The sequence below is a fragment of the Streptomyces krungchingensis genome, assembly GCF_054729265.1.
This window is the reverse complement of record NZ_JBPUKY010000001.1, coordinates 6,488,736-6,505,767: the sequence shown is the minus strand read 5'-3', so window position 1 is coordinate 6,505,767 and position 17,032 is coordinate 6,488,736. Positions and strand designations below refer to the sequence as shown.

General features: G+C 71.1%; 14 protein-coding genes. 5 read left to right on the top strand and 9 right to left on the bottom strand.

Going from position 1 to position 17,032, the window contains the following annotated elements:
• Positions 1 to 276 precede the first annotated feature (276 nt).
• From ACSYGO_RS28690 to ACSYGO_RS28660, 7 genes are all read right to left on the bottom strand, one after another.
• Positions 277 to 1,326, bottom strand: a complete 1,050-nt coding sequence (locus tag ACSYGO_RS28690; protein WP_426677329.1) for a BMP family lipoprotein — start codon at positions 1,324 to 1,326, stop codon at positions 277 to 279.
• Between the two features lie 298 nt (positions 1,327 to 1,624).
• Positions 1,625 to 2,680: a BMP family lipoprotein gene (locus ACSYGO_RS28685; protein WP_426677330.1), complete on the bottom strand. Its 1,056-nt coding sequence runs from the start codon at positions 2,678 to 2,680 to the stop codon at positions 1,625 to 1,627.
• A gap of 305 nt (positions 2,681 to 2,985) precedes the next feature.
• Positions 2,986 to 4,206, bottom strand: coding sequence for an amidohydrolase (locus ACSYGO_RS28680; RefSeq protein ID WP_460389773.1), 1,221 nt, complete (start codon positions 4,204 to 4,206; stop codon positions 2,986 to 2,988).
• Between the two features lie 349 nt (positions 4,207 to 4,555).
• Positions 4,556 to 5,668, bottom strand: coding sequence for a hypothetical protein (locus tag ACSYGO_RS28675; RefSeq protein WP_435226877.1), 1,113 nt, complete (start codon positions 5,666 to 5,668; stop codon positions 4,556 to 4,558).
• Positions 5,669 to 5,697: 29 nt separating this feature from the next.
• Complete coding sequence (locus ACSYGO_RS28670; RefSeq protein WP_028802952.1) at positions 5,698 to 6,636, bottom strand: N-acetylneuraminate synthase family protein; 939 nt, start codon at positions 6,634 to 6,636, stop codon at positions 5,698 to 5,700.
• Positions 6,637 to 6,650: 14 nt separating this feature from the next.
• Positions 6,651 to 7,964: a cytidylyltransferase domain-containing protein gene (locus ACSYGO_RS28665; RefSeq protein ID WP_460388162.1), complete on the bottom strand. Its 1,314-nt coding sequence runs from the start codon at positions 7,962 to 7,964 to the stop codon at positions 6,651 to 6,653.
• Between the two features lie 80 nt (positions 7,965 to 8,044).
• Entirely contained in the window at positions 8,045 to 9,370 is a 1,326-nt protein-coding gene (locus tag ACSYGO_RS28660) for a DUF6716 putative glycosyltransferase (RefSeq protein ID WP_426677332.1), read from the bottom strand.
• Between the two features lie 198 nt (positions 9,371 to 9,568).
• Between ACSYGO_RS28660 and ACSYGO_RS28655 the strand changes: the two genes are divergently transcribed.
• From ACSYGO_RS28655 to ACSYGO_RS28640, 4 genes are all read left to right on the top strand, one after another.
• Positions 9,569 to 10,549, top strand: coding sequence for a glycosyltransferase family 2 protein (locus tag ACSYGO_RS28655; protein ID WP_345656344.1), 981 nt, complete (start codon positions 9,569 to 9,571; stop codon positions 10,547 to 10,549).
• On the top strand, positions 10,546 to 11,880 hold the full coding sequence (locus ACSYGO_RS28650) for a polysialyltransferase family glycosyltransferase (RefSeq protein ID WP_432173775.1): 1,335 nt from the start codon (positions 10,546 to 10,548) through the stop codon (positions 11,878 to 11,880). The genes ACSYGO_RS28655 and ACSYGO_RS28650 overlap by 4 nt, the downstream gene beginning before the upstream one ends.
• On the top strand, positions 11,877 to 13,046 hold the full coding sequence (locus tag ACSYGO_RS28645) for an acyltransferase family protein (RefSeq protein WP_426677334.1): 1,170 nt from the start codon (positions 11,877 to 11,879) through the stop codon (positions 13,044 to 13,046). The genes ACSYGO_RS28650 and ACSYGO_RS28645 overlap by 4 nt, the downstream gene beginning before the upstream one ends.
• A 172-nt stretch (positions 13,047 to 13,218) precedes the next feature.
• Positions 13,219 to 14,130, top strand: a complete 912-nt coding sequence (locus ACSYGO_RS28640) for a class I SAM-dependent methyltransferase (protein ID WP_460388159.1) — start codon at positions 13,219 to 13,221, stop codon at positions 14,128 to 14,130.
• Here ACSYGO_RS28640 and ACSYGO_RS28635 read toward each other — a convergent pair.
• Positions 14,127 to 14,789 carry a TetR/AcrR family transcriptional regulator gene (locus ACSYGO_RS28635; RefSeq protein ID WP_426677336.1) on the bottom strand — a complete coding sequence of 221 codons (663 nt, stop codon included), beginning with the start codon at positions 14,787 to 14,789 and terminating at the stop codon, positions 14,127 to 14,129. The genes ACSYGO_RS28640 and ACSYGO_RS28635 overlap by 4 nt on opposite strands.
• Positions 14,790 to 14,851: 62 nt before the next feature.
• On the opposite strand from ACSYGO_RS28635, the gene ACSYGO_RS28630 reads away from it, so the two are divergent.
• Entirely contained in the window at positions 14,852 to 16,285 is a 1,434-nt protein-coding gene (locus ACSYGO_RS28630; protein ID WP_460389772.1) for an FAD-dependent oxidoreductase, read from the top strand.
• A 31-nt stretch (positions 16,286 to 16,316) separates the two neighbouring features.
• Here the strand turns inward: ACSYGO_RS28630 and leuE are convergent, their stop codons facing one another.
• Positions 16,317 to 16,967 (bottom strand): leucine efflux protein LeuE, encoded by a 651-nt coding sequence (leuE, locus tag ACSYGO_RS28625; protein WP_426677338.1) that lies wholly within the window; start codon positions 16,965 to 16,967, stop codon positions 16,317 to 16,319.
• Between the last annotated feature and the right edge of the window lie 65 nt (positions 16,968 to 17,032).

Genomic DNA, 17,032 nt, shown 5'->3' with positions numbered 1-17,032 from the left:
CCGCGCCGGCCGGAGGGCTGCTGGACGCGTTGATGGCGCACTCTCCTGAGGGAAAGGGGGTCGTCTACGCGCGTAGCGCCCCTACGGCAACGAAGGGGGCCACGCCCCGCGAGAACGGGATACGGGGAGCCAGACTCCTCGTATCCCGTTGAGCGGACGTAACCCCGCGGTTACCAAGCGGCTCCGAGGCAGGACAGGTACGCTCCCGTGCCGGGCGGCAGGGGGATGCGCCTGTACGTCCTCGGAACCGCATGGCTGCTCCTGAGGTCTTGCTCGTCAGCTGGTCTTGACCTTGATCTCGCCGCTGACGATCTTCTCCTGGGCCGCCTTGACGGCGTCCTGGATCGCCTTGTTGCTCTTGAACTCCGGGTTGGAATCGGCCAGGCCGACCTCACCGGTCTTCAGATCGCCCCGTACGATACCGGTCTCCGGCTTGCCGTCCTCGACCGACTTCGCAAGGTTGTACACAGCACTCGCCACGTTCTTGGTCGCCGAAGTCAGGATCGAGTCCTTGTACTTGGCCAGCGCTTCCTGCTGGTACTGGTCGGAGTCGACACCGATCGCCCACACCTTGTTGGCGGCGGCGGCCTCGATGACGCCCTGACCCGACAGACCGGCCGCCGCGTAGACGACGTCGGCCTTCTTCTCGATCTGGCCCTCGGCGGCCGTCTTGCCCTTGTCGGGGCTGGAGAAGCCGCCCTCCTCGGCGGTCTGCGTCAGGTACTGGGAGAGGACCTTGACGCCCGGCTTGGTGTCCTTGACGCCCTGCTCGAAGCCCGCCTCGAACTTGTGGATCAGCGGAACGTCCACGCCGCCCACGAAGCCGACCGTGTCGGACTTGGTGGCCTTGGCGGCCGCGACACCGGCGAGGTAGGAGGCCTCCTGCTCGGAGAAGACCAGGTCCGCGACGTTCTTCGACGTGACGGTGGAGTCGTCGACGATGCCGAAGGTGGTGTCGGGGTACTTCTCCGCGGCGGCCTTGATGGCCGGGCCGTAGGCGTAGCCGATGCCGATGACCGGGTTGTAGCCCTGCTTGGCCAGCGAGACCAGGCGCTGCGTCTTGTCCGCGTCCGTCTCGCCGTCGGTGGGCTCGACGTCGGCGGTCTCGTACTTGAACTCCGCCTTCGCCTTCTTCAGGCCCTCGTACGCGGCGTCGTTGAAGGACTGGTCGCCCTTGCCGCCGACGTCGTACGCGATGGCGAGGCCCTTGTCACCCTTGCTGTCCGAGGACGAGCTGGAGGTCGAGGTGCCGCCACAGGCGGAGAGGGCGAGGGCGAGAGAGGCGGTCGCAGTACCTGCGAGCGCGATGCGGGTAACCCGGCGCATGTGTTGTGCTCCTGTCGTACAAGCGCCTGACGGTTCAGCTTCGGCGCTGGCTTCGCCGCAGATTAACGCGCGTAGACCAACTAGAAAACCCCTTCTGTCCACCTTGTTATCCGGCTGTGCCCGACGCCACGTACGCGCCGGACGGAGACTTGCCGAACGCAAAGGCGCTGTGGCGGTGGGTGACCTGCGCGGGGCACACGAGAGCGGGCGGGCACCGTGGGTGCCCGCCCGCTCTGTGTAACTTCGACCACATTCGCCGGTTCCGGCGCGGGCGAGCCTCAGCGCGCCCGTGCGGTCACTACTCGGTCTTGACCTTGATGGAGCCGCCGACGATGCCCTCCTTGGCCTTGGCCACGGCGTCGGTGAGGCCGGAGATCTCCGCCATCTTCGGGTTGCTGTCGGCGAGGCCGACGCCGTTCACCTTCAGGTCGAAGGTCTGCGTGCCGGTCAGCGGCTTGCCGTCCTTGACGGACTTGGCGAGCGAGTACACGGCACCGCCGACGTCCTTGAGCGCGGAGGTCAGGATGTAGTCCTTGTACTTGGCCAGCGCTTCCTGCTTGTACTGGTCGGAGTCGACGCCGATGGCCCACACCTTCGCCTTGGCGGCGGCCTCGATCACGCCCTGACCGGACAGGCCGGCCGCCTGGTAGACGACGTCGGCCTTCTTCTCGATCTGGCCCTCGGCGGCGGCCTTGCCCTTGTCGGGGCTGGAGAAGCCGCCCTCCTCGGCGGTCTGCGTCAGGTACTGCGAGAGGACCTTGACGCCCGGCTTGGTGTCCTGGACACCCTGCTTGTAGCCCGCCTCGAACTTGTGGATCAGCGGGATGTCCACGCCGCCCACGAAGCCGACCGTGTTGGACTTGGTGGCCTTGGCGGCCGCGACACCGGCGAGGTAGGAGGACTCCTGCTCGGCGAAGACCAGGGACGCCACGTTGTCGCCCTCGACGACCGAGTCGACGATGCCGAAGCTGGTCTTCGGGTACTTCTTGGCCACCGCCTCCAGGGCGGGACCGTAGGCGAAGCCGATGCCGATGACCGGGTTGTAGCCCTGCTTGGCCAGCGACGCGAGGCGCTGCTCCTTGTCGGCGTCGGTCTCGCCGTCGGTGGGCTCGATGTCGGCGGTGTCGTACTTGAACTCCGCCTTCGCCTTCTTCAGGCCCTCGTACGCGGCGTCGTTGAAGGACTGGTCGCCCTTGCCGCCGACGTCGTAGGCAATGGCGAGACCCTTGCCGGTCTTGCTGCTGTCGCCGCTGCCCTTGTCGCTGTCATTGCTGGTGCCGCCGCAGGCCGTGGCGGCGAGTGCGAGCGACGCGACCCCCACCGCGACGCGGGTCAGGCTGGATATCCGACGCATCTGAAGTTCCCCATTCTCCAAAGCCCCGCAGTGGGTGCTGAGTTCGGCGCAGATTAACGCGCGTAGACCGTCCAGGGAACGGGGTACCGCGTGGCCGTTATCCATTCGTGCCGATGGCCGGTTACGTCCTTGTGAACCACGGGGCCGAAAGGAGCAAGGGGACGCACAACACCCGCCACCGGCATCACCCTTCGCGTCCGCAAGGAGCGGACCGCGTGACGAGGCCCGTGGCCATGGATGGCTTCGCCCACGCTACTGCGCGACGGTGAAGGGCGCGACCGATTCGCCGGTCGCGCCCGTCCTCCTCACGCCCCGGCGTCCAGCAGTGCCGCGGCCGTGAACAGCTCGACGCCGACAGTGATGGCCGACTCGTCCGCGTCGAAGTCTCCGCGGTGCAGGTCACGGGTGGTGCGGTCGCCCGGCGTCCGGACCCCGAGACGGGCCATCGCGCCCGGCACATGCTCCAGGTACCAGGAGAAGTCCTCGCCGCCGAGGCTCTGTTCGGTGTCCTCGATGGAGTGCGCCCCGCGCCGTGCGGTCATCGCGTGACGCAGGAGTTCCGAGACGGCCGGGTCGTTGACGACCGGGGGGACGCCGCGGATGTAGTTGATCTCGGACTTGGCGCGGTAGAGGTTCGCGATCTCGTCGATCGCGGCGTGCAGCAGGTCGGGCGCGGCCCGCCAGGCCTCCAGGTCCAGGCAGCGCACGGTCCCGGAGAGCTCCGCGTGCTGCGGGATGACGTTGCAGGCGTGGCCCGACTCGATACGGCCCCAGGTCACGGCGAGCCCGCTGCGGGCGTCGACGCGCCGGGCGACGAGGGCCGGCACGTCGGTGACGACACGGGCGGCCGCGGTGACGAGGTCGGTGGTGAGGTGAGGGCGCGCGGTGTGCCCGCCCGCGCCGTCGAGTGAGACCTCGAGCCGGTCGCACGCCGAGGTGATGGCGCCGTGCCGCAGTCCGATGCGCCCCGCGTCGACCCTCGGGTCGCAGTGCACGCCGATGATGCGTCCCACGCCGTCGAGGACGCCCGAGTCGATCGCGTCCGGGGCACCGCCGGGCAGCACCTCCTCCGCGGGCTGGAAGATCAGCCGCACAGGGTGGGGCAGCCGCCCCTCGCGGTGCAGCTCGGCGAGGACCAGCCCGGCGCCGAGCACGACCGTCGTGTGGATGTCGTGGCCGCAGGCATGGGCACGGTCGGGCACGGTGGACCGGTACGCACAGTCGGTCTTGGTGTCCGGGATGGGCAGCGCGTCGATGTCGGCGCGCAGCGCGAGCATGGGCCGTACGCCGTCCCGGTCGCCGATGTCGCAGATGAGTCCGGTGCCGATGGCGAGCACCTGCGGCTGAAGGCCGGCCTGCTCCAGGCGCGCCTTGAGCGCCGCCGTGGTGCGGAACTCCTGGTTGCCGAGCTCGGGGTGCATGTGCAGGTCTCGGCGGAACGCAACGAGTTCGGCGCGCAGTGCCTCGGGCAGCGCGCCGGGGAGCAGCGGTTCCCCGGGGAGATCGGCCTCGGACTCTCGGGACATCAGTTGGTTCACCCTTTGAAGGGTAGGGCGATCGGGCGGCCGACCGACCCACGATCAACAAAACTTCAGCCCGTTAGGGGAAGAAAAATCGGCCGCGCACCGCATAGCTATTGGCGGGGATGGGTAAACTCGCCCGGCTTTCCGGGCGATTGGATCTTGGGCCGATGTGGTGACCGGCCCTCGATTCCGGTCCGCGCGGGCACGCGGAACCCGTCCGGGGAACGCTCGGGGTTCCCGAGGCCATTCCCGTACCCCACGCATACCACGTCCGCGCCCCTCGCCCGCCGCCGGACGCTCATGTGAGCGCCACTGTTCCAACACGGGGCGTACGCCTCGGGGTGTCGGGGCGTCAGGCCGTGCTCACCGCCGAGAGCCGGTGGACGTCGCGTGCGGTGCCCGTGACCCCCGACAGGAAGCCCTGCGCCCGCGGGGAGGCGTTCTCCGTCAGCCAGGCCGGGTCGATGTCGCAGACGGCCACGCGGACCTCGGTGCCCACGAGGGCGAGCGGGAGGGTGTGGACGACCGTCGACGGGAAGCTCAGGATCGTACGGCCGATGGGGCCGCGGCGGGCGATCAGTTCGAGGGGCAGGTCGGGGCGGACGATCTCCAGCCCGGTCTCGGCGGCCAGCCGGTGCAGCTTGTCGGTGCTCTCGCGGCGGTGCGCGAAGTAACGGGTCGCGCCGTGGGCGGCGGCGAGCGAGCGCACCGCCTCCAGGTAGCGATCCGGGTCGACGACACCGGTCTCGACGAGGGACGTGCCGACGAGGTCGGCGCCCTTGGTGATGCGGGGCGGCCCGAAGCGGGCGCGGGTCCAGGAGAAGTCGTTGGCGGTGATGCGGACGCCGTCGGGTGCCGATTCGATCGGCATGGAGGAGAAGACCTCGACGGTGCGGTGCTCGGTCGGGGTGAGACGACGGCGGGCCGAGGCGGAGACCGGCGCGAAGAGCACGTCGCGCGCGCCGGGGCGGCCACCGCGCCGGTGCCAGCGCACCAGGCGCTCGCCGCGCGCGAGCTGGGCGACGAACTCCATCGTCGCCGTGCCGTCGTCGACCACGACCAGGTCCTGGGCCCGGGTGATGGTGAGCAGCAGCTGCACGTACCGGGAGAAGGGGTCCCCCATGACGATGCGCCGGGCCCGGCGGAGCAGCGGGGCCAGTCCCCCGATGGTGTGGAAGGGGGCCGTGGTGCCGCCGCGCGCCTCCTCCCAGCGGACCTCGTGGCCCTCGTCGCGGGCCAGCTCGGCCATGCGGCGCAACTGGCCGCGGGTCATCGGGTCGTTCGGGGACAGGACGACGAGGGTGAGCTCCGCGCCGGGCGCCGTCGCGCGGGTGAGCCCCGCGTCGGCCGCCGCCGCGGCACTGTGGGCGTGCGTGTGCGCCCACTCCAGCACGTTCAGGAGCTGTACCGGACTCTCGACGAAGGCGAGGGTATGGCTGCCGGCGGAACCGGCGCGGGGGCTCATCAGTGTACGACCGTCCCGTCGTAAGGCGCTCAGACCGCGACCGGCTCGCCCGCAGCGGCGGCGATCTCCGCCTCGGCGACGACGCCCGCGACACGGCGCAGCTTCTTCATGGGGCCGAGCTCGGACTCGTAGACCTTCTTGACGCCGTCACCGAGGGAGGCCTCGATGGTGCGGATGTCACGGACGAGGCGGGTCAGGCCCTGCGGCTCGACGGAGGCCGCCTGGTCGGAGCCCCACATGGCGCGGTCGAGGGTGATGTGGCGCTCGACGAAGGTGGCGCCCAGGGCGACCGCGGCGAGCGTGGTCTGCAGGCCGGTCTCGTGGCCCGAGTAGCCGATCGGGACGTTCGGGTACTCGGCCTGCAGGGTGTTGATGACGCGCAGGTTGAGCTCCTCGGCCTTGGCCGGGTAGGTCGACGTGGCGTGGCACAGCAGGATGTTGTCCGAGCCGAGGACCTCGACCGCGTGGCGGATCTGCTTCGGGGTCGACATGCCGGTGGACAGGATGACCGTGCGGCCGGTGGCGCGCAGCGAACGCAGCAGCTCGTCGTCGGTCAGGGACGCGGACGCGACCTTGTGGGCCGGGACGTCGAACTTCTCCAGGAAGGCGACGGCCTCGGTGTCCCACGGGGAGGCGAACCAGGCGATGCCCTTCTCCTTGGAGTACTCGTCGATCTGGCGGTACTCGTCCTCACCGAACTCCACGCGGTGGCGGTAGTCGATGTAGGTCATGCGGCCCCAGGGGGTGTCGCGCTCGATGTCCCACTGGTCGCGCGGGGTGCAGATCTCCGGCGTGCGCTTCTGGAACTTCACGGCGTCGCAGCCGGCCTCGGCGGCGGCGTCGATCAGCTTGAAGGCGTTCTCGAGCTCGCCGTTGTGGTTGATGCCGATCTCGCCGACGACGTAGACGGGGTGGCCCGGGCCGGCGGTCTTCGAACCGAAGGTTCGCAGACGGGAGTTGGTGCTCATGGTGGAGAAGTTCCTTACTTGTCGAGGGAATCGAGAGAGGGGCCGAGGATCCAGCTGGCGATCTCTCGGATCGCGCCGTCACCGCCGGGGACGGTGGTGACCGCGCGTGCGGCGCCGCGCACGACGTCGTGGGCGCTCGCGACCGCCACGGGCCAGCCGACGAGGGCGAAGCACGGGAGGTCGTTGACGTCGTTGCCGACGTAGAGCACGCGCTCAGGCGCGATGCCCTGCTCCTCGCACCACTGCTTCAGTGCGAGGTCTTTCCGGTCGATGCCGTGCAGCACGGGGATCTGGAGCTTGCGTGCGCGTGCGGCGACGACCGGGTTCTTCTCCGTGGACAGGACGAGCATCGTCAGGCCGCTCCTGCGGAGGGCCGCGATGCCGAGGCCGTCCCCGCGGTGCACGGAGACGATCTCCCGTCCGTCGGAGTCGATCAGCACCCTGTCGTCGGTCTGGGTGCCGTCGAAGTCGAGGACGACCGCGTCGATGTCGTCGGCGGTCGGGAGGGATCCGGGACGGTTGGCGTCGAAGAGGGGCGCGAGGGCACGGGCGCGGGCGAGGTCGTGCGGGTCGTCGATCTCCAGGACCCGCGCGGGGTCGGTGCGCACCAGTTCGGTGCGGCCGAAGAAGCGGTGCTTGTGCTCGCGCAGGCCCGTCGCGTCCATCGCGTAGGCCGCGCCGGTCTCCAGGAGGTCCTGGGGGCGGTCCTGGCGCCGGGGGCGGAAGGACTTGTCGTGGTTGACGCCGTAGCCGCCGTCCGTGCTGGTGGAGTTGGCGACCTTGGTGGTGCCTCCCGCGCCGGCCGCGCTCGCCTCGGCGGTGTGCGCGGTGTCCACGACGGCGGGGTCGTCGGCCGCGTCCCGCCAGATGAACCCGTGGAACGGGGCCACGGTCAGGGCGGTGTCCGCGCCGTTCTCGACGACCGCCGCGGCGACGCCGTCGATGTCCTCGCGGACGATGAACGGGCTGGTGCACTGGACGAGCAGGACCACGTCGACGGCCGAGCCGTGCAGCGCCTCGTGGGCGTCCATGGCGTGCAGGACGGCGGCCTCGGAGGTGGCGGTGTCACCGGCGATGGCGGCGGGGCGCAGCACGACCTCGGCGCCGGCCTGCCGGGCCGCCGCCGCGATCGCCTGGTCGTCCGTGGAGACCACGACGTCCGTGACGAGGCGGGTCGCGCGGCACTCGCGCACCGCGCGGGCCACCAGCGGCACACCGCCGACCGGGAGGAGGTTCTTCGCGGGCACACCCTTGGAGCCGCCGCGCGCGGGGATCACCGCGAGCACCCGGCGCATCGGCGCCGCTTGGTCCGCTTCCTGATGGGTCATGCGCTGTTCTCCTTGACGAGGGAGGCGAGAGAGGCGTGGGGGGCGGGGGCTTCCGGGCGCGTCGCTCCGGCCGGCGGCGCTCACAGCTCACCCATCCGCCGGATCACCGGTGCCACGCGCTGGACGCCGTGGCGGTAGGCGCCGCGGGCCGCCCGGCGCACGATCTGCCGTACGGGACTGGGCTCCTTGTCCGCCGCGGGCGCGCCGGGCAGCGGGCTGCCGTCCGGGCCGAGGTGGTGGCGGGCGAGGATGCCGGGCAGGTAGCCGGGCGCGGTGACGGGCGTGTAGTAGGGCGCGAGCGGCGGCAGGCTCCCGGCCTCCAGCAGCTCGCCGATGCGCAGGCGCGCCCCGTCGAAGGCCGTCTCGTAGGAGCCCTGCCGGGAGGAGGGACCCCCGGCGACGACGCCCTGCCGGGCCACCCAGGCCGCGTCGGGCGTGGGCCGGTGTCCGTCGTCGAGCTGGTCCCAGGAGGCGAGGCAGCCGGAGCCGACGAAGTGGTGGTTGCCGAGCGCCTCGCGCACCCCGAGGTCGGTCAGGACGACGGTGGGGATGCGCCGGTGCAGCGACTCCAGGGCCGCGGTGGAGCTGACCGTGACCAGCAGGTCGGTACGGTCCAGGACCTCGCCCATGTGCCCGTACACGAGGCGGAAGTTGGGCGGCAGGTCGGTCTTCTGCGCCAGCTTCTGGTAGGGCAGTTCCTCGATGTGCGTGGTGTGCTCGCCCGGCTTGGAGCGCAGTTTGAGCAGCACCTCGCGCTCCGGGTGCAGGCGGGCGTGCCCGATCAGCCGGTCGAGCAGGTACGTGCGGTCCTTGCGGCTCTCCGGCACCGAGGGCTGCGCGGCGAAGACGACCGTGTACGGGTCGTTCCCGGTGTAGTCCGCACCGCCGAGGAAGGGCAGCGCGACCTCGGTCACCGAGGAGGCGTCGGCGCCCACTCCTTCGTACACGGCCCGGAACCGGTCCGCGTCCTGGCGGGAGTTGGCGAGAACCAGGTCCGCGCCGTGCCGCAGGAGCAGGCCGTCGGCGAGCTTCTCGTAGACGACGCCGACGTAGCCGGTGACGACCACGGGCCGCCGCGTGCGCCCGTCCCAGGCGTGGGCGAGGCCGTGCAACATCGCCTGGACGGCGCCGCCGACCAGCGCGAGGACCAGGACGTCGTACGGCTCCTTCGCCATCTCGCGCAGGAATTCGACGGCGGTGACCTCGCGGAGGGAATCCGCGCGGACGCCGACCTCTTCGAGCTGGCGGGCGGTGGGAGTGGCACGGCCGCGCAGGAGGAAGCCGTCGAGGCGCATGTCCGATTCGGCAGGGGAAAGGCGGTTCGCGGTGAGCGAGCCCCATTTCCACCGGGTATCGGAATCCGCAAGGACGGCCACCCGCAGGGACTTCGTGGTACTTGCTGGCACGTCGAAGACGCTAGGAAGCCATTTCGAGGTGCGGCCCAACCCGAATGCAACAAACGGTTAACAGCACATCGACGAATGGCGAATCGGGCCGCGCCACGCACGGAAATCAGCTGGGTTCACGGCTTCGCCACGCGTCGTTCACCTGACATCTCACCAACGGTCAAGACGAATGCCGGGCCGCCGCCTAACGTCACGTGGGTGGTCAAGCTCTCCGTCATCGTGCCGTTCTACAACGTGCAGCAATATGCGCCCGACACCCTGAAGAGCCTGCGTGCGAACACACGCGAGGACTTCGAATTCATTCTCGTCGACGACTGCTCGCGCGACGAGACACCTGACATTCTCGCGCGCGCGGAGCGCGAGCTCCCGGGTGCGGTGTATGTCAGACACGAGAAGAACGGAGGGCTGGCGACCGCGCGGAACACGGGCATCGACACCGCGCGCGGCGAATACCTCACGTTCCTCGACGGGGACGACTGGCTCGCCCCCGGCTACTACCAGCAACTCCTGTCGTCCATCGAGGAGTTGGGCTGCGACTTCGTGCGCACCGACCATGTCCAGTGCACCGCGCGGGCCCGCACCGTGAACCGGGTCCCGCACGGCCGGCGCGGCGTGGTGATGAATCCCCGCGACGCGATCCTGCCCGCCGACCGGTCCACGTCCGTCGACTACGCGTACGCCTGGGCGGGCATCTACCACCGCCGTCTGGTCGACCGCGGCCTGCTGCACTTCACCGACGGGCTGCGTACGGCCGAGGACCGGCCGTGGATCTGGAAGCTGCACCGGGAGGCCGAATCCTTCGCCACGGTGGGACTGCTCGGTGTGTTCTACCGGCGTGGTGTGGCCTCCTCACTGACGCAGATCGGCGACGTACGTCAGCTGGATTTCATTCGGGCGTTCGATCAGGTCGTGGCGGAAACCGCCGAGGACCGTGACGCGGAAAAGCTCCTGCCCAAAGCCGTGCGCACGTATTGCGCGATTATTTCCCATCACCTTGGATCCATCGAAAGGTTCGAGCCACCCGTGGCACGGAAACTCAAGTCGATGAGCGCGGTCGCCCTGCGGCGCATGCCGCAGGACGTGCTCGACGACGCCCTCGATTCGATGGACGTCCAGCGCGCCACCCGGCTGCGCCGGCTGCGCCGCCGGCCCGCTCCCGGCACGGGGGTGGCCGCGTGACCACCCAGATCTTCATGGCGTCCACGCTGTACGGCACGGCCACACTCGCCGCCGCGCTGGACACCGACTGCTTCGCCCCCGCCGACCGGCGCATCCTGCTCGTCTCCAACAACGCGGCGACGCCCGAGACGACGCCAGGCGTGGACGAGATGCCGGGCTTCGAACGGCTGCGCGGCCGGTTCGACGACGTGATCTCGTGGAACGAGACCATCTCGCCGTTCCACCCCGGCGGCTGGGCCCCGCGCCTGGACGACGTGCCCATGTGGGAGCGGCACCTGCGGCTCGCCTGGGACCTCGGCGACGACGACGTCGAGCTGGCCGTCGAGTCGATCCAGGTGAACCCGGCGCTGGGCGTGGCGCAGATCTTCACCGGCGCGCCCGTCACCGTGTACGCCGACGGCCTGATGAGCTACGGCCCCACCCGCAACAAGATCGACCCCTTGGTCGGCACCCGGGTGACCCGGCTGCTCCACCTGGACCTCGTCCCCGGTCTGGTCCCTCTGCTGCTCACCGAGTTCGACGTGCGGCCGGAGATCGTGCCGACGGACGCGTTCGTCAAGGTGCTCGGCGAACTCGTCGACACCGGCGACGCGTTGCCCGCGATCGACGAGCCCGCGCTGCTCCTCGGCCAGTACCTCTCAGCGCTCGGCATCCTCACCGCCGAGGAGGAGGAGGACCTGCACGTACGGATGCTGAAGGGCGCGATCGCGCTCGGTCACACCCGCGTGGTGTTCAAACCGCATCCGACGGCTCCCGCCCGCTGGTCGCGCACCCTGGAGAAGGAGGCCGAGCGACTCGGCGCCGACCTCACCGTGCTGGACACACCGGTCCTCGCCGAGGTGCTCTACCAGCGGATGCGCCCCGCCCTGGTCGTCGGCTGCTTCTCCACCGCGCTGCTCACGGCGTCCGCGTTGTACGGCCTGCCCGTCGCCCGCATCGGCACCGGGTCGCTGCTGGACCGCCTCACCCCGTACGAGAACAGCAACCGCATCCCCGTCACCGTCGTGGACGCCCTGCTGCCGGAGCTCACGGACAAGGCGGCGGTCGCCGAGCAGCGGCGCGCCCTGGACGTCACGGCGCTCACCGCGCTCGTGCAGGCCGTCGGCTTCGCGATGCAGCCGAAGATCTACCCGGAACTGCGCGGAACCGCCGAGGACTATCTGACGCACCATCTGAACGACGACACCTGGCGGTACTTCAAGCGCCGCAGGCTCACCTCGCTGGCGCTGCCCGGCGCGGTCCCGGCGCAGCTCGCCTTCATCCCGCGCAACGCGACGGTCCGCCGGGTGGCCCGCCGCGCCCGGTCGCTGAAGCGGGCGACGCTCGGATGACCGCCCCGGCCGCCGGGCCCGCCTCAGCGCCCCCGGACACCACGCCCACGACATCCACGCCGGGCACCGGGGCCGACGGCGTCCCGCCCCGGATACTGCGCCGGGCGCACGCTCCGCGCCTGCGTGCGCTCGACGGACTGCGGCTCGTCGCCGCGCTGATGGTCGCCGGGTACCACTACGGCGGACGCGACGGCGAGGTGACGCAGGCGTGGGGCAGTTCGCCCCAGCATCAATTCCCCCTGCTGCACTCGTACTTCGCATACGGCTGTCTGGGCGTCCAGGTCTTCTTCGTCATCAGCGGGTTCGTGATCTGCATGAGCGGCTGGGGCCGCACCCTGCGCGCGTTCTTCGCCTCCCGAGCCTCCCGCCTGCTGCCCGCCTACTGGGCGGCGATCGTCATCGTGACGGCGGTGTTCGCGCTGCCCGTGGTCGCGTACAAGGCGGTCTCGCCGAGCGACGCGCTGGTGAACCTGACGATGCTCCAGCAGCCCCTGGGCGTCGACCGGGTGCTCGGCGTGTGCTGGACGCTGTGGGCGGAGGTCCGCTTCTACGCCCTGTTCGCGCTGTGCATCGTGCTGCCCGGCGCGAGCCGGCAGCGGGTGATCCTCTTCTGCGCGGGCTGGACGCTGGCGGCGGCGATCGCGCAGGCCGCGAACGAGCCGCTCCTCAACCTGGTCCTGATGCCGGAGTACGCGCCGTTCTTCATCGGCGGTGTCGGCCTCTACCTCGTGCACCGCGACCGGCGGGACGCGTACGCCTGGGGAATCGTCGGCGTGAGCTGGCTGATCGGCCAGCACTACGCGGTCCAGCGGCTGTGGCACGCTCCCAACCCGGACTTCTTCTCGTACCGCACCTCGTTCGGCATCGTCCTCGTCGTCACGCTCGGCTACGTGGCCGTGGCCGCGATCGCGCTCGGCTGGCTGAACTGGGCGAACTGGCGCTGGCTGAGCGTCGCCGGCGCGCTGACGTATCCCTTCTACCTGGTCCACGAGCACCTGGGCTGGGTCGCCATCCAGGCCTATCACCGCACGCTGCACATCCCGTCCTACGGCACGTTCCTGCTGACGGTCGCCACGATGCTGCTGCTGGCCTGGCTGCTCAACCGCTACGTCGAGGAGTGGCTCACTCCGAAGATCCGCACGGCCCTGTCGCGCGTCCGCTCCTAGCGGCCCTCGATCGCCGGGCCGGCCCACTACGGCCGGTCCGGCGCCCGGCGACGTGGACGTCCGGACGTGTTGGCCTGCCGTTCATCTCGGCGGCCGTTTGGGGGTGTGTCCCCGGGCAGGCGTACGGCAGTCCCCGTACCCCGCCAGCTCCGCCAGGGAGTGATCTCTCCTCATGACAGCCGTACCCGGCACGACCCGGCCGCCCCGCACGCTCGACGACGTCCCCGGCTGGTTCCCCGTTCTCGACCAGGTGCTCTTCGACTGGTTCCTCGACCGGCAGGAGGGCACCGGCGTCCGGGGCGACCTGCTGGAGGTCGGGGTCTACCTGGGCAAGAGCGCGATCTTCCTGGGGCGCCGCCCGCGGGAGGACGAGCGCTACACCGTGTGCGACCTCTTCGAGGGCGACGCACCCGACGACGCCAACGAGGCGGAGTCGACGAAGTCGTACCGCACGCTCACCCGGCGCGCCTTCGAGGAGAACTACCTCTCCTTCCACGACACCCTGCCCCGCGTCCTCCAGGGCCCCAGTTCCCGCGTCCCCGCCGAGGTCGCTCCCGGCTCCTGCCGGTTCGTCCACATCGACGCCTCGCACCTGTACGAGCACGTGCACGGCGACATCGGCGCCGCCCACGACGTGCTGCTGCCCGGCGGGGTGGTGGTCCTGGACGACTTCCGCTCGGAGCACACGCCGGGCGTCTCGATCGCCGTGTGGGAGGCCGTGCTCAACCGGGGCCTTCGCCCGATCTGTCTGAGCACGCAGAAGCTGTACGGCACCTGGGGCGATCCCGGCCCCGTGCAGGAGGAGCTGCTGGCGATGGCGCGCGGGCGCGGGGACTGCCGGCTCAGCGTCCAGGAGGCGGCCGGCCACCGCATCGTCCGCCTCAAATCGGACGGCATGAGGGCACCGGAGTTCCCGCCCGCGCGGTTCGCGCCGTCCCCGGGGGGTGCCGCACCGGACGGCGCGCCCGCCTCCGCCACGCCGGCCCCGCGCCCCGCGCGCCGCCGCGGGCGCCGTCTGGCCGCCGACCTGCTGCCGCCCGTCGTCACCCGGGTGATCCGCAACGCCCGCACGGGCCGCGGCTAGCGGGAGTCTCCTCCCGCGCCGTAGCGGGCCTCGATGCCCGCGATCACCAGGGCCAGCCCTTCCTCGAAGTGCTGGTCGTAGTCCTCGAAGATCTCCGCGCCCGCCGCGGCCGACAGGGGGAAGTCGGCCATCAGGCGGGCGCGTTCTTCGACGTCGTACCCCTCGCGGCGCTCCCCCGGCAGGGGCTGGACGCCCTGTTCCTCGGTGACGTAGCCGATCGTGTAGAGGAAAGCCGTCGTCGTCGCGCGGACCGCCTGGGCGAGGGTGTGGCCGGCCTCGGTGAACAGCCGCAGGGTCCGCTCCATCTCGACCGCGTGCAGGGTGCCGGTGAAGCGTGAGCCGCTGAAGACCTTGGCGCCGTCGCGGTAGCTCAGCAGCGCGGTGCGCAGTGCGCGGTTGGCGGTCAGGAGGCGCTGCTGCCAGGTGGTGTCGGCCGTGCCCCGGGCGTCGTCGACCATGCGCCGGTACATCTCCGTCGCCATCTCGTCGAGCAGTTCCTGCTTGTTCTTGAAGTGCCAGTACAGGGCCGGCGCCTGGACGTTCAGCTCCTTGGCGATGGCGCGGAGGGTGAGGCCGTCGAGACCGGCCTCGTTCAGCAGCCGCAGCGCGGTGGCGACGACCTGCTTCTTGTCCAGCTTGGGGGCTCTCTGAGTGACCACGCTTGACAGTTTAACGCTGTTAAGCGCATGCTGCGGTCATGGAACTTAACAGCGTTAAGGAGATGGTCGTGGACAAGGACGCACGCGTCGGCACGGACGTACTCGTCGTGGGGGCCGGCCCCACCGGACTCGCCCTCGCCGTCGACCTCGCCCGGCGCGGCGTGCCCGCACTCGTGGTGGAGCGCTCCGCCGCGCTCTTCCCCGGCTCGCGCGGCAAGGGACTCCAGCCCCGCACCCTGGAGGTCCTCGACGACCTCGGCGTGCACGACGCGATCCAGCGGGCCGGCGGCCCCTACCCGGTCGGCATGATCTGGCGCGACGGCGAGCGGCAGGCCGAGCACCGGATGTTCGACGAGAGCCCTGCGAGCGAGACCGCGCCGTACACCACGCCGTGGATGGTGCCCCAGTGGCGCACGCAGGAGATCCTCTTCGCGCGGCTGGAGGAACTGGGCGGCGAGGTCGCCTTCGGGCGGGAACTCGTCTCGCTCTCCCAGGACGCGGACGGGGTGACCGCCCGCTTCGCCGCCGGCCCGCCCGTCCGTGCGCGGTACGCGGTCGCCGCCGACGGAGGCCGTTCCGCGGTGCGACGCGCGCTCGGGATCGGCATGACGGGCGAGACCGTGGACCCGAGTCCGACCCTGGTGGCCGACGTCCGCGTCAGCGGGCTCGACCGCGACAACTGGCACGTCTTCCTGCCGGCCGGGGAGGGCGGGGGATTCCTCGCGCTCTGCCCCCTCGCGGGCACCGACGACTTCCAGCTCACGGCCCAGTTCCCCGAGGGCACGGACGTCGACCTGTCCCCCGACGCCATCCGCAAGGTGGTCGCCGCCCGCACGCACCTGGCGCCCGACGCGGTGACCGAGGTCCGCTGGGCCTCGGACTTCCGCCCGCGCACGGGGCTCGCCGAACGCTTCCGCGCGGGCCGCGTGTTCCTCGCCGGGGACGCCGCGCACATCCACTCCCCCGCCGGCGGACAGGGCCTCAACACCAGCATCCAGGACGCGTACAACCTGGGCTGGAAGCTCGGCGCGGTGCTGCGCGACGGGGCGCCCGACGCACTCCTCGACTCGTACGAGGAGGAACGGCTGCCCAACGCCGCCGACATGCTCGGCCTGTCCACGCGGGTCCACCGCGGCGAGGTCCGGCGCGGGGCGGCCACCCAGCAGCTCGGGCTCGGCTACCGCGACCGCACGCTCGCGGTGGAGACCCGCTCGGGCCTCGCCGAGGACGCGCTGCACGCGGGCGACCGCGCCCCCGACGGCATCCGCGACGGCGTACGCCTCTTCGACGCCTTCCGGGGGCCGCGGTGGACGCTGCTGGCGGTCGGCACGGACACGGACCTGCCGCACCTCTCCGGCGCCCGCACCCTCCGGATCGCGGACCACGACGCCTACGGGCGCGGCCTGTTCCTCGTCCGCCCGGACGGTTACGTCGGCTGGGCGGGCACCTCGGCGGAGGGTCTCGCGTCGTACGCGGCCGGCGTGGGCCTGCGGTGAGCGGACCGCCGGCCGACCGGCCGGCGGAGCGTCAGGCGCTGGCGAGCGTGAGCTTCACGGCGAAGCCGAGGAAGAGGGCGCCCGCGGCGGTCGTGGCACCCGCGGACAGCCGCTTGCGCCTGCGGAAGGCCGACGCCAACCGGGTGCCGCTGAAGATCAGCGCCGTGAGGTAGAGGAAGCTGGCGAGCTGCGCGAAGGCGCCCAGGACCACGAAGGACAGGGCGGGGTGGGCGTAGCCCGGGTCCACGAACTGCACGAAGAAGGCGACGAAGAACAGGATCGCCTTCGGGTTGAACAGGCTGATCACGAGCGCGCGCCGGTACGGCCGTTCCCCGGCGGCCTCCACGGCCTCGCCGGACTCCACGACCCGCTCCCGCCGGGTCCGCCACATCCCCCGGGCGGCCCGCAGCATTCCGACCGCCAGCCACGTCAGATAGCCGGCGCCCGCGTACTTCACGATCCCGAACAGCACGGCGTTCGCCTGCAGCAGCGAGGCGACGCCCGCCGCCGACAGCGTCATCAGCACGGTGTCCCCGCACCACACGCCGGCGGCGGCGGTGTAACCGGCGCGGACGCCCCGGCGGGCCGCGACCGAGAGCACGTACAGCGAGTTCGGACCGGGCAGCAGCACGATCAGCACGAGGCCCGCCAGATAGGTGGGCAGATCAATGACACCAAGCATGAGGTGGAGTGTCGCACGCGCGCGCGACACTCCACCCACGGGTTTCGCCCGGTGAGACGGGGGCG